Raw genomic sequence first — 12,557 nt, forward strand, 5'->3', positions numbered from 1 at the left:
ATCACCGCCGCCGTGAACATCAACTGGCGCTCCCGTCTGGCCACCCAGCTGTCGATCGTGGTCGGCGGCTGCGCCCTGGCCGGCTGGCCCTTCGGCCATGTCGGCCTGGCGGTGGCCCTGGGACTGGCGGTCTATCTGGCGGTCACCCTGAAACACCTGCTGCGCCTGCATGCCTGGCTGCTGAGCGAGGCGCCAGGCGCGCCACCCGAAGCCGAAGGCCTGTGGGGCGATGTCCTGGATCGGCTCTATCGCCGGCAACGCCACGAGCAGCGCCAGCGTGAAGAACTGCTCGCCGTCATCGGCCGCGCCCAGGCCTCCACCGAGGCCCTGCGCGATGCCATCATCCTGGTGGACCGCCATGGCAACCTGGAATGGTGGAACCGCGCCGCGGAAACCCTGCTGGGTCTGCGCCAGCCCCAGGATCTCGGCCAGCCCATCACCAACCTGGTGCGCCATCCGCGCTTTTCCGATTACTTTATCGGCGGCGACTATGGCGAGCCGCTGGAACTGGCCTCGCCGCTCAACGACGACCAGTACCTGCACATCCTGATCACCCGCTTCGGCGAGGGCGATCGCCTGCTGCTGGTGCGTGACGTGACTCGCATCCACCAGCTGGAACAGATGCGCAAGGATTTCGTCGCCAACGTCTCCCATGAGCTGCGCACCCCGCTGACGGTGATCACCGGCTACCTGGAAACCCTGCTGGACAACGCCGAGCATGCCACCCCACGCTGGCGCCGGGCGTTGGGACAGATGCAGCAGCAGGCCGGCCGGATGCAGCACACCATCGACGACCTCCTGCTGCTGGCCCGCCTGGAAGCCACCGACTACCCTGCCGACAATCGCCCCGTGGCCCTGGAACCCCTGCTCGCCTCCATCCTGCAGGACGGCCGCGCCCTGTCCGGTGCGATAGGCCACCGCCTGAGCCTGGACTGCGCCCCGGACCTGGCGCTGCTGGGTAGCGAGACGGAACTGCGCAGCTGCTTTTCCAACCTGGTGTTCAACGCGGTCAAGTACAGCCCCGAGGGCGGCGAGGTGCGGGTACGCGCCTGGCAGGACGCCGAAGGCGCCCACGTCGCGGTGCAGGACACCGGCCCTGGCATCGACGCTCGCCACCTGCCGCGTCTGACCGAGCGCTTCTATCGCATCGACGCCAGCCGCGCCTCCAGCACCGGTGGCACCGGCCTGGGCCTAGCCATCGTCAAGCACGTGCTGATCCGTCATCGCGGCGGCCTGGACATCCACAGCGTGCCCGGCGAGGGCAGCTGCTTCACCTGCCATTTCCAGCCCGAGCAGATCGCCCAGCGCACCGCCGCCTCGGCCTGAGCCGCCGTTTCCCCGGCGTGCTATCGTCCGGCCACTCCTGCCACGGTCTCCTGCCATGCCCCCTGCCCTGCGCCTGCTGCCGGTCCTGTTGCTCGCCCTGCTCGGCGGTCTGCTGGTCAGCAGTCTGGCCTGGCAGCGCGCCGAACGGGCGAGCCTGGCCGAGGCCAGCCTGCTCGGCCAGGAACAGTTGCGCCTGCATGCCAGCAGCCTGCAGACCCTGATCGATCGCTTTCGCGCCCTGCCCGCGGTGCTGGCCCAGGATCCCGAGCTGATCGCCGCCCTCACCACGCCACCCGATGCCGCTGCCACCGAGCGCCTCAATCTCAAGCTGGAACGACTCAATGCCGCTGCCCAGTCCTCGACCCTGGAGGTGCTGGATCGCAGCGGCCTGGCCATCGGCGCCAGCAACTGGCGGCTGCCCACCAGCTACGTCGGCCATAACTACGGCTTCCGGCCCTATTTCCGCGAGACCCTCGCCGGCGGCAGCGGCCGCTTCTATGCCGTGGGGGTCACCACCGGCATTCCCGGCTATTTCCTCTCCCACGCGGTGCTGGACGCCGAGGGTCGCTTTCTCGGCGCCGTGGTGGTCAAGCTGGAATTTCCCGCCATCGAGGCGCGCTGGGGCGAGCATCCCGAGGTGCTGCTGGTCAGCGATGCCCGCGGCGTGGTCTTTGCCGCCAACCGCCCGGCCTGGCGCTATCGCCTGCTGCGCGAGCTGACGCCCGCCGAACGCGCCGAACTGGCCACCACCCGGCAGTACGACAGACGCACCCTGCAACCGCTGCTGCATAGCCAACAGGTGGTCTTGGACGACCAGCGCCAGGTGGCCCGTATCGAGGCGCCCGGAGGCAGCGCCGACTACCTCTGGGACAGCCTGCCGCTGCCCAGCGAAGGCTGGACCCTGCACCTGATCAGACCGACCCGGGAGCTGCAGGGCAGCGGCCTGGGCGCGGCCCTGGCCGCCGGTTGCGCCTGGCTGCTGCTGGTCTGCGCCGGCTTGCTGCTGGTGCAGCGGCGGCGGCTGCAGCGCCTGCGCCTGCGCAGCCGACTGGAGCTGGAGCAGCTGGTGGAAGCACGCACCGCCGAGTTGCGCACCGCCCAGGATGGCCTGGTGCAGGCCGCCAAGCTGGCCGCTCTGGGGCAGATGTCGGCGGCCCTGGTGCATGAACTCAACCAGCCGCTCACCGCCCAGCGCATGCACCTGGCCAGTCTGCGGCTGCTGCTGGACCACGGCCGGCTGGACGAGGCCCGCGCCGCCCTGGAACGCCTCGACGGCCTGCTCACCCGCATGAGCGGCCTGACCGCCCATCTCAAGACCTATGCCCGCAAGACCCCCGCCGGTCTGCGCGAGCGGGTCGATCTGGCTCAGGTGGTGGACCAGGCGCTGGAGTTGCTGGAGGCGCGGCGCGCCGAGCTGGCTGTCGAATTGAACCTGGAACTGCCGCGCCCGGCCTGGCTGCTGGGCGATCCGATTCGCCTGGAGCAGGTGCTGGTCAATCTGCTGCGCAATGCCCTGGATGCGGTGGCCGAACGACCGCGGCCGCAGGTCAGGGTCAGCCTGCAGCGGGAAGACGAGACCTGGCAGTTGGAGGTGGCGGACAACGGTGGCGGTATCGCCGCTGAACACCTGGGCCAGGTATTCGATCCCTTTTTCACCACCAAGCCGGTCGGCGAAGGCCTGGGGCTGGGGCTGGCGGTGTCCTCGGCCATCGTCCAGGCCCAGGGCGGCAGCCTGACGGCCACGAACGACACCGAAGGCGCGGTCTTCAGGCTTCGGCTGCCGGTAGCCTCCTGCGGCCAAGAAGCGTCTCCCTCCCCCTAGTCGCCTGCGGCTTGCCGCACTGGCCCAAGCTGAAATCACTGAGCGGCCCCCCGGGTCTGTTCCGCTGCCCACTACGTTCATTCCTTCGGATGACTCGACCGCCCCGTGCCGTTCGGGCAAGGTAACCGCGCACCGGCCGCGAGAGGACGCCCCCATGCAAGCCCAGGTCTATCTGGTCGACGACGAAGCCAGCATCCGCGAAGCGGTGCGCCAGTGGCTGGAGCTGTCGGGGCATCAGGTGCGGCTGTTCGCCCGCGCCGAAGACTGCCTGGCGGCGGTGACCCCGGATTTCGCCGGCGTGGTGGTCAGCGACGTGCGCATGCCCGGCATGGACGGCCTGGCCCTGTTGGGCCGGCTGCAGGCCCTGGATCCCGACCTGCCGGTGATCCTGCTCACCGCCCATGGCGACGTGGCCCTTGCAGTGACCGCCATGCGCCAGGGTGCCTACGACTTCCTGGAAAAGCCCTTCAGCCCCGAAGCGTTGCTGGGCGATCTCGGCCGCGCCCTGGAAAAGCGCCGGCTGGTGCTGGAGAACCGCCAGCTGCACCGCCGGGTCGACGACCAGAGCGCCCTCGCCCGTCGGCTGCTCGGCGTCTCGCCCGGCATCGTCCGCCTGCGCCAGCAGATCCTCGATCTGGCGCCGACCCCGGTCAACGTGCTCTTGCGCGGCGAGACCGGCAGCGGCAAGGAATTGGTCGCCCGTTGCCTGCACGATTTCGGGCCCCGGGCCGGCAAGGCCTTCGTCGCCCTCAACTGCGCGGCCATCCCCGAGCAGCTGTTCGAGAGCGAATTGTTCGGCCACGAGAGCGGCGCCTTCACCGGTGCCCAGGGCCGGCGCATCGGCAAGCTGGAATACGCCAACGGCGGCACCCTGTTTCTCGACGAGATCGAAAGCATGCCCCTGGCGCAGCAGGTCAAGCTCTTGCGGGTGCTGCAGGAGCAACGCCTGGAGCGCCTCGGCTCCAACCAGAGCATAGCCCTGGACCTGCGCATCGTCGCCGCCACCAAGCCGGATCTGCTGGAAGAGGCGCGCGCCGGGCGCTTTCGCGAAGATCTGGCCTATCGCCTCAATGTCGCCGAGCTGCACCTGCCGCCGCTGCGGGCGCGACGCGAGGACATACCGCTGCTGTTCGATCACTTTCTCGCCGAGGCCGGCGCCCGCCTGGGGCGCCCGGTCACCCCGCCCGGCGCGGCGCGACTGGCCCAGCTGCTGGGTCACGGCTGGCCGGGCAATGTCCGCGAACTGGCCAACGCCGCCGAACGCGAGGTCCTCGGCCTAGGCGCGCCGCCGACCGCCCAAGGCAATTCCCTGGCCGATCAGCTGGAAGCCTTCGAAGCCCAGTGCCTGCGCGCCGCCCTGGCCCGTCATGGTGGCGAGATCAAGGCGGTGATGGACGAGTTGCAATTGCCGCGGCGTACCCTCAACGAGAAGATGCAGCGTCACGGCCTGGTGCGTGCCGACTTCCGCGACAGTCTCGAGGATGACTGACCGGCCATAGGCGGAAATCCGCTCATTGCCCAGGCCGTCCAGGCAGACTTCCGCCTATTCACCGAGCAGAAAGCCAGCAGTGGCGCGGCTTCACGATCTGGCACGCCGTCTGCAACCTCTCTCGTCGACGCCCCGAGCGCCCTAATAACAACGACAAGAGAGGAACACCCTGTGGATAGCACCGCTACCCTCGCGGCCGGCCAGACCGCGCCCAAGACCACCTCGCAGCGCATCAAGTCCATCTTCAGCGGCTCCGTCGGCAACCTGGTTGAATGGTACGACTGGTACGTCTACGCCGCCTTCTCGCTGTATTTCGCCAAGGCCTTCTTTCCCAAGGGCGACCAGACCGCCCAGTTGCTCAACGTCGCCGCCATCTTTGCCGTGGGCTTCCTGATGCGTCCCATCGGCGGTTGGCTGATGGGACTCTACGCCGACAAGGCCGGCCGCAAATCCGCGCTGATGGTCTCGGTGATCATGATGTGCGCAGGCTCGCTGATCATCGCCCTCACCCCCAGCTACACCACCATCGGTGTCGCCGCCCCCATCATGCTGGTGCTGGCGCGGCTGCTACAGGGCCTCTCGGTGGGCGGTGAATACGGCACCTCCGCCACCTACCTGAGCGAGATGGCGACCAAGGAAAGCCGCGGCTTCTACTCCAGCTTCCAGTACGTCACCTTGATCTCCGGCCAGCTGCTGGCCCTGGCCACCCTGATCGTGCTGCAGCAGACCCTCACCGTCGAACAGCTGGAAAGCTGGGGCTGGCGCATTCCCTTCCTGATCGGCGCCGCCTGCGCCGTGACCGCGCTCTACCTGCGACGCGGCATGGAAGAGACCAGCTCCTTCAAGAAGGCCGAAAAGCCCAAGGAATCCCTGATGCGCACCCTGGCGCGCCATCCCAAGGAATTCCTCACCGTGGTCGGCCTGACCATGGGTGGCACCCTAGCCTTCTACACCTACACCACCTACATGCAGAAGTATCTGGTCAACTCGGTGGGCATGAGCAAGACCGACGCCACCTCCATCTCGGCGGCGACGCTGTTCCTGTTCATGCTGTTGCAGCCCATCGTTGGCGCCCTCTCCGACCGCGTCGGCCGGCGCCCGGTACTGATCGCCTTCGGCGTGCTCGGCACCCTGTTCACCTATCCGATCCTGACCGCCCTGGGCAGCGTCACCTCCTGGTGGGGCGCCTTCGGCCTGATCATGGTGGCGCTGGTGATCGTCAGCTTCTACACCTCGATCAACGCCGTGGTGAAGGCCGAGCTGTTCCCCACCGAGATCCGCGCCCTGGGCGTCGGCCTGCCCTATGCCCTGACCGTGTCCATCTTCGGCGGCACCGCCGAATACCTGGCGCTGTGGTTCAAGAGCATCGGCATGGAGAGCGGCTACTACTGGTACGTGACCGGCTGCATCGCCTGCTCGCTGCTGGTCTACGTCTTCATGAAGGACACCCGCGACCACTCGCGCATCGTCCACGAATAACCGCTCGTCCCTGGGTGCGGGCCTCTCGGTCATTAGATTTGGCCGTCCGGCCCGCCCCCCTTTGCCTGGGCTTTGGGGCACGCCATCGTAGTGCCACCGGCAGCGCTCACAACGGTCATTTCGCTGGCCGCTGTGGCGAGTTCGTCCCCTCCTCCCAAGCCCCGGTTACACACTCATGGAAATCGACTACGGTCCCAGCTACGCCAAACTGGGTATCCAGTTTCAATACCAGTGGAGCACCCTGCTGCGCGATGCCCTGAAGAAGCACGGCATCACCGACGCCCAGGCCAAGGCCATCTGCGGTGACTTCGCCTTCGATCTCTCCAAGCTCATCGACGAAGCCGAAATCAAGGCCGACGGCCTCTCCTATCGCCCGGTGATCGCCTTCACCGAGGACGAGGAAACCCTGCTGGTGCAGTCCGCCGAATTCGACTATCACGAAGCGGCCTACGCCACCGCCGCGGCGGCGTTCGAGAAGAAGTAAGCCTTGCCGGGGGCCCTGCGCCCTCACCCCAACCCTCTCCCCCAGGGAGAGGGGGCGGTTTGGAGCGGTGGCGGGCTCTTCCTCCAGACATCGGCCTCGATATTGTTTCAGTGTTACTGCAATAGCGGTTTTGACTGTCTTTCAGCGAAAGCTGCTTCATGGCCCGCTTCGCTCCGTATGGCCCCCTCTCCCTCCGGGAGAGGGCTGGGGTGAGGGCAAACCCGACATCAGAACACCCAGGGAAAGGATTCCCATGCCCCTCATCAGCCATGCCCGCGCCCTGCGCCGGGGTCAGACCGACGCCGAGCGCGCACTCTGGTATCACCTGCGCGGCAATCGTCTACAGGGTCATAAATTCCGCCGTCAGCATCCCTATGGCCGCTACATCCTGGACTTCGTCTGCCTGGAAGCGCGGCTGGTGATTGAACTGGATGGTGGCCAGCATCAGGGCAGCGCCAACGACCGCGAGCGCGACGCCTGGCTGCAGGCCCAGGGCTTCCAGATCCTGCGCTTCTGGAACCACGACGTCCTGGCCCGGCCCGACGCCGTGCTCGAGTGCCTCTTCACCGCCCTTAGCCTGGCTTGACCCTCGGCTTGCGCGCGCGCGGCGGTGCGCCGCCCGTCTTCGCCGTCGCCTTGGCCTTGCTCCCGCCCGTACGCCGCTTCTTCTTCCAGGGCGCGCCCTTGCCCGCCGGCGGGGGTCCGCTGATGGTCAGGGTCAGGCCGAGACAGCGCTCCACCTGCTTGCCCATCCAGGCCGACTGCTTGGTGACGAATTCGGCCAGGCTCAGCTCGCCCTCCTGCACCCGATCCAGCGCCTGCTCCCAGAGCGCCGTGGTACCCGGATCGGCGATGGCCCGAGGCACGGCGTCGATCAGGCCGAAGGCCGCCGGCGTCGCCGCCAGGGCCTTGCCCTGCTTGACCATATAGCCGCGGTCCAGCAAGCCCTGGATGATGCTGGCGCGGGTCGCCTCGGTGCCGATGCCGGTGGTGTCCTTGAGCTTCTGCTTGAGGGCCAAATCCTCCACCAGCTTGGCGACATTTTTCATCGCCTTGATCAAATCGCCCTCGGTGAAGGGCTTGGGCGGCTGGGTCAGTTGATCCCGGCAGCGCACCTCCACCACCGGATAGGACTCCCCCTCGCGCAACTCGGGCAGCGCCTGGGGCGGCGGGGCCTCACGGCCCTTGGGCGGCGTGAGCGACTCGGGCAAGGCGCGCCGCCAGCCCGGTTCCACCAGCCGCTTGCCGGTGGCGCGCAGGCGTTCGCCGCCCGCCTCGAAGTCGGCCTGGGTGCGATCGAATTCGTGCTGCGGCAGGAACTGCGCCAGGTAACGGGCACGGATCAGGCCATAGACGTTGCGCTCCTGCGGACTCAAACGCCCCAGGTCGCGGGTCACCAGGGTCGGGATGATGCCGTGGTGAGCGCTGACCTTGGCGTCGTTCCAGGCCCGCGAGCGGCGACTGGCGTCCAGGTGATCGCGCAGGGGGGCGAGACTGTTGTCGGCGCCCAGCAAGGCGGCCAGCAGCGCCGGCGCCTCGGCGTGCTGGGACAGCGGCAGGTAGCCGCAGTCGCTGCGTGGATAGGTGATCAGCTTGTACTTCTCATAGAGCGCCTGGGCCACGTCCAGGGTCTGCTGGGCGCCCAGGTTGAGGCGCTTGGAGCAGACCTCCTGCAGGGTGCCCAGGTCGAAGGGCAAGGGCGCCGCCTCGCGGATGCGTTCGGTCTTGAGCTTGACCAGCCGTGCCTGCCCGGCCGCCTCGATGGCCCGCGCCGCGGCCTGGGCCACCTCGGGCTTGAGGCAGCGCCCCTGGTCGTCACAGACGTCCTCTGGCGGCTGCCATTGGGCCTGAAAGCGACTGCCCGAGGCCTCCAGGGTCGCCTCCACGGTCCAGAAAGGCATTGGCACGAAGGCGGCGATGGCGCGGTCGCGGTCCACCACCAAGCGCAGGGTCGGGGTCTGCACCCGCCCGACCGAGAGTACGCCCTGGTAGCCGGAGCGCCGCCCCAGCAGGGTGAACAGCCGGCTCATGTTCATGCCGATCAGCCAGTCGGCGCGCGAACGCCCCAGGGCGGACTGATAGAGCCCATAGGTCTCGGCACCGGGCTTGAGCGCGGCCAGGGCGCGGCGGATGGAGACGTCATCCAGCGCCGACAGCCACAGCCGGCGAATCGGCCCGCGATAGCGGCAATGTTCCACCAGCTCGCGGGCGATCATCTCGCCCTCGCGGTCGGCATCGGTGGCGATCACCAATTCGCTGGCCTCGCCGAGCAGGCGCTTGACCGCCTTGAACTGGCTGCCGGTGGTCTTCTTGACCTGCAGCTTCCACTGCTCAGGGACGATGGGCAGGTCGTCCAGCGACCAGCGCTTGTAGCGCGCGTCATAAGCATCCGGTGGCGCCGTTTCCAGCAGATGACCGATGCACCAGGTGACGGTCATACCCTGCCCCTGCAGGCAGCCCTCGCCACGGCGCGTGGCGCCGAGGACACGGGCGATGTCCTTGGCCTGGGAGGGTTTTTCGCAGAGATACAGCTGCATGGCGGGCGTCGCGCGAGGGGAATCGCCACAGGATGCAAAGCCTGCGCGACCTGCGCAAGAACTAATCTGTATATCCGTACAGAAAACGGTCTTGGCGCAAATTCGCCCAACAGGCCACAGCGCGCTTAGGACGTGGATCACAGCTTGAACGGCTGCTACCAGGGGAGCGGAATCTTGCCCGTGACGGCCGGTCCTTGGGCTACGGCACTTTCGCCGTCTTTAGCCGAGCTCTGGGAGGCGTCAATGAACACTGTAGCTATGGATCGCGCCACGGCCGAGAGCACCGGCGCCGGAAATTTCGTCGACACCGCCAGTGGCCAGGCCCTGCGCGCCAGCATTTCGGCCATGCGCCGGACCACTAGCCAGGTGCAGCGCATCAACGATCAACTCTGGGAAGTCTGGCCGGACGGCCGTCGCAAGCTGCTGCTGCGCTAAGACGCTCCGCCCGACGCCCTAAGCGGGCGTCGGCGCCTCCAGCGCGGCCAGATAGGTCGCGACCTCGGCCTGGATCCAGGCGCTGAAGCGCTCCTGCTTGTCCGCCGATTCGGCACGTTCCGGCCAGACCAGCCAGTAGGCATAGGGATAGGGCGCCGTCACCGGACTGAGCTGGACCAGACGCCCCTCGTTCAGCGCGGCCTGCACCAGGCTGCGCCGCTCCAGCGCCAGCGCCTGACCAAGGCGTAGCGCCTCCAGTACCACGTTGGAATCGTTCACGCTGATGCCGCGATTGGGTGCCGCTTCGCCTAGACCGGCCGTTTCGCCCCAGTGCAGCCAGGTTTCCTCCGTATGCAACAGCGGCTGCGCGAGGGCCTCGTCTAGACTGCGCGGCAGTTGCCCACCGTTGTAACCAGGCGCCGCCACCAGCAGCACATCGTCCTGAAACAACCGTAGCGCCGTCAGGCCATCCCACTGCCCCTCGCCCATGCGCACTCCAATATCCACCATGCCCTGGCGCAGATCCTGGAAATCCAGGCTGGTCTGGATACGGATGCGGTACTCCGGGTGCAGGGCGCGAAAACGCGGCAGCCGGGGCAACAGCCAGTGGGTGGCGAAGGAGGGAAAGGTGGCGAATACCAGCTCGTTGCGCCGCGGGCGGGCCTGCAGGCGCCGAGTCGCCTCGCCCAGATCGTCGAGCAACTGGCGGACCTGCTCGGCATAGACGCGACCGTCGCCGGTGACCTCGATCCCGCGCCCCTGGCGCTCGAACAGCACCATGCCCAGTTGATGCTCCAGCCCCTTTACCTGCTGACTGACCGCGGCATGGGTGAGGTGCAATTCATTGGCGGCGCGGGTCACGCTGCCCAGGCGGGCAACCGCTTCGAAGCAGCGCAGGGCATTCAAGGGCGGCACGCGGGACATGTAAGTTTTCCTTAACGATCCGGTCAGAATTTCTCGCTGGTGGCAGCTTCGCTGAATGCTTAATGTCCTGTCCAGAGCGGCACCCAGTGTGAAACACACGACAAGGGTGACGTTCCACGTGAAACAGGATTCACTCTTTCTGACAGGATGCCCCCATGCAACTCATCGGCATGCTCGACTCCCCCTATGTGCGGCGAGTCGCGATCTCCCTACGCCTGCTGGTACTGCCTTTCGAACTGCGCCAAGTGTCGCTGTTTCGCGAAGTCGAGCGCTTTCGCAGCTTCAACCCGGTGCTCAAGGCGCCCACGCTGATCTGCCTGGACGGCCAGCGGCTGATGGATTCGTCGCTGATCCTGGACTACGCCCAGCATCTCGCCTGCGGCAGTCGCCAACTGCGACCCGCTGGCCATGCCGCGCGGGCGACCGCCCTCAGTCGCAGCGGCCTGGCGCTGGCCCTGTCCGAGAAGGCGGTGCAGCTGGTGTACGAGCGCGACCTGCGGCCGGAAGACAAGCGCCATGCGCCCTGGCAGCAACGGGTGGAGGGGCAGTTGCGCGCGGCCTGTGGCGCCCTGGACAAGGCCTGGCTGGGCCCGCGTCCGCCGCTGGGCGAGGACAGCATCGGCCAGGACGCCATCGACACCGCCGTGGCCTGGACCTTCCTGCACTTCGCCCTGCCGGGACTGATCGAGCGGCGTAACTACCCGACGCTGGAGGCCCTGACTGCCGAAGCGGAGGCCTTGTCGGTGTTTCGGGATTATCCGGTGGCCTAAAGAGCATCGCGGCCATGGCGGTACGCCGAGGCGACTGCTCCTACGTCTTACCGGTTTATCGCGGCCATGGGCCGCTCCTACAGAGGGTGATGCTTTTGTAGGAGCGGCCCATGGCCGCGATGCTCTTGGCAACTACTTACCCGCGGTAATACCGCTGCGGCACGAAGGGCGTCTTGGCGACCTTGACCGGCACCTGCTTGCCGCGCACCACGGCGAACAGCTGGGTATCCAGGGCGGCGAAGTCGCTGTCGACATACCCCATGGCCACCGGCGCCCCCAGGGTCGGGCCGAAGCCGCCACTGGTCACGCGACCGATGCTGGCGCCATTGGCATCCACCAGCTCCGCGCCCTCGCGCACCGGCACCCGCTCCTGCACCAGCAGGCCGACACGCTTGCGCGTCACGCCGTCGCGCTGTTCGGCGAAGATACGCTCGGCGCCCGGGAAACCGCCAGCGCGGCCGTTGCCTTCGCGGCGCACCTTGGACAGCGCCCACCCCAGGTTGGCCATCACCGGCGTGGTGCCGGCATCCATGTCGTGGCCATAGAGGCAGAGGCCCGCTTCCAGGCGCAGGGAATCCCGGGCACCCAGGCCGATGGCTTCGACTTCCGGCTCGGCCAGCAGGCGGCGGGCCAGGGCTTCGGCGGCAGCACTCGGCACCGAGATCTCGTAGCCGTCTTCGCCGGTGTAGCCGCTGCGACTGACGATGCAGGGCTGGTCCAGCAGCTTGACGCGGCGGACCTGCATGAAGGTCATCTCGGCCACTTCCGGCGCCAGGCGCGCCAGCACCGCGGCAGCGGCGGGGCCCTGCAGGGCCAGCAGGGCGCGGTCGAATTGCGGCAGCACCTGGCAGCGGTCGCCCAGGTGCTTTTCCAGGTGGGCGAGATCGGCTTCCTTGCAGGCGGCGTTGACCACCAGGTAGAGGCAGTCACCCAGGTTGGCGACCATGAGGTCGTCGAGGATGCCGCCGTTGTCGTCGGTCAGCAGGGCATAGCGCTGCATGCCGCTGGGCAGGTCGATGATGTCGACCGGTACCAGGGTCTCCAGCGCCTCAGCGGCTTCCTCGCCTTCGAGCAGGACCTGGCCCATGTGCGACACATCGAACAACCCGGCCTGGGCACGGGTGTGCTGGTGCTCCTTGAGCACGCCGAGCGGGTACTGCACCGGCATCTCGTAGCCGGCGAAGGGCACCATGCGGGCGCCGAGTTCCAGGTGCAGGGCGTGCAGCGAAGTCTTGAGCAGGGACATGGTGGGGCTCCGTGTCGGCTTTCTCGCTCTGGTCCTCTGTTCAGC

11 protein-coding genes are annotated in these 12,557 nt (G+C 67.6%); 8 read left to right on the top strand and 3 right to left on the bottom strand.

The window, feature by feature from the left end; genetic code table 11:
* Window positions 1–12: 12 nt before the first annotated feature.
* The 6 genes from phoR (at window position 13) to NRG74_RS16440 (ending at window position 7,186) form a co-directional block, all read left to right on the top strand.
* Window positions 13–1,326 carry a phosphate regulon sensor histidine kinase PhoR gene (gene phoR, locus NRG74_RS16415; RefSeq protein ID WP_437181154.1) on the top strand — a complete coding sequence of 438 codons (1,314 nt, stop codon included), beginning with the start codon at window positions 13–15 and terminating at the stop codon, window positions 1,324–1,326.
* A 55-nt stretch (window positions 1,327–1,381) separates the two neighbouring features.
* Complete coding sequence (locus tag NRG74_RS16420; RefSeq protein WP_257704811.1) at window positions 1,382–3,148, top strand: sensor histidine kinase; 1,767 nt, start codon at window positions 1,382–1,384, stop codon at window positions 3,146–3,148.
* Between the two features lie 154 nt (window positions 3,149–3,302).
* Window positions 3,303–4,637 carry a sigma-54-dependent transcriptional regulator gene (locus NRG74_RS16425; RefSeq protein WP_257704812.1) on the top strand — a complete coding sequence of 445 codons (1,335 nt, stop codon included), beginning with the start codon at window positions 3,303–3,305 and terminating at the stop codon, window positions 4,635–4,637.
* Window positions 4,638–4,808: 171 nt separating this feature from the next.
* A complete protein-coding gene (locus NRG74_RS16430; RefSeq protein WP_017642363.1) occupies window positions 4,809–6,116 on the top strand; it encodes an MFS transporter in 1,308 nt (435 codons plus the stop codon).
* A gap of 175 nt (window positions 6,117–6,291) precedes the next feature.
* The gene (locus NRG74_RS16435) at window positions 6,292–6,600 is read left to right on the top strand and encodes a hypothetical protein (RefSeq protein ID WP_017642364.1); all 309 of its coding nucleotides are present in this window, start codon (window positions 6,292–6,294) and stop codon (window positions 6,598–6,600) included.
* Window positions 6,601–6,853: 253 nt separating this feature from the next.
* Window positions 6,854–7,186, top strand: a complete 333-nt coding sequence (locus NRG74_RS16440; RefSeq protein WP_257704813.1) for an endonuclease domain-containing protein — start codon at window positions 6,854–6,856, stop codon at window positions 7,184–7,186.
* Here the strand turns inward: NRG74_RS16440 and NRG74_RS16445 are convergent.
* Window positions 7,173–9,137 (bottom strand): DNA topoisomerase III, encoded by a 1,965-nt coding sequence (locus NRG74_RS16445; RefSeq protein ID WP_257704814.1) that lies wholly within the window; start codon window positions 9,135–9,137, stop codon window positions 7,173–7,175. The genes NRG74_RS16440 and NRG74_RS16445 overlap by 14 nt on opposite strands.
* Before the next feature lie 243 nt (window positions 9,138–9,380).
* Between NRG74_RS16445 and NRG74_RS16450 the strand changes: the two genes are divergently transcribed.
* The gene (locus tag NRG74_RS16450) at window positions 9,381–9,572 is read left to right on the top strand and encodes a hypothetical protein (protein ID WP_133860042.1); all 192 of its coding nucleotides are present in this window, start codon (window positions 9,381–9,383) and stop codon (window positions 9,570–9,572) included.
* A gap of 18 nt (window positions 9,573–9,590) precedes the next feature.
* Here the strand turns inward: NRG74_RS16450 and NRG74_RS16455 are convergent, their stop codons facing one another.
* Entirely contained in the window at window positions 9,591–10,496 is a 906-nt protein-coding gene (locus NRG74_RS16455) for a LysR substrate-binding domain-containing protein (protein WP_017642368.1), read from the bottom strand.
* A gap of 155 nt (window positions 10,497–10,651) precedes the next feature.
* Between NRG74_RS16455 and NRG74_RS16460 the strand changes: the two genes are divergently transcribed.
* Window positions 10,652–11,266 carry a glutathione S-transferase gene (locus tag NRG74_RS16460; protein ID WP_173149863.1) on the top strand — a complete coding sequence of 205 codons (615 nt, stop codon included), beginning with the start codon at window positions 10,652–10,654 and terminating at the stop codon, window positions 11,264–11,266.
* Between the two features lie 136 nt (window positions 11,267–11,402).
* On the opposite strand, the gene gcvT is transcribed toward NRG74_RS16460, so the two are convergent.
* Entirely contained in the window at window positions 11,403–12,512 is a 1,110-nt protein-coding gene (gene gcvT / locus NRG74_RS16465; RefSeq protein ID WP_017642370.1) for a glycine cleavage system aminomethyltransferase GcvT, read from the bottom strand.
* Between the last annotated feature and the right edge of the window lie 45 nt (window positions 12,513–12,557).

Origin of the sequence: Pseudomonas oryzihabitans (assembly GCF_024652905.1) — a bacterium.
GTDB classification, from domain to species: Bacteria; Pseudomonadota; Gammaproteobacteria; order Pseudomonadales; family Pseudomonadaceae; genus Chryseomonas; species Chryseomonas benzopyrenica.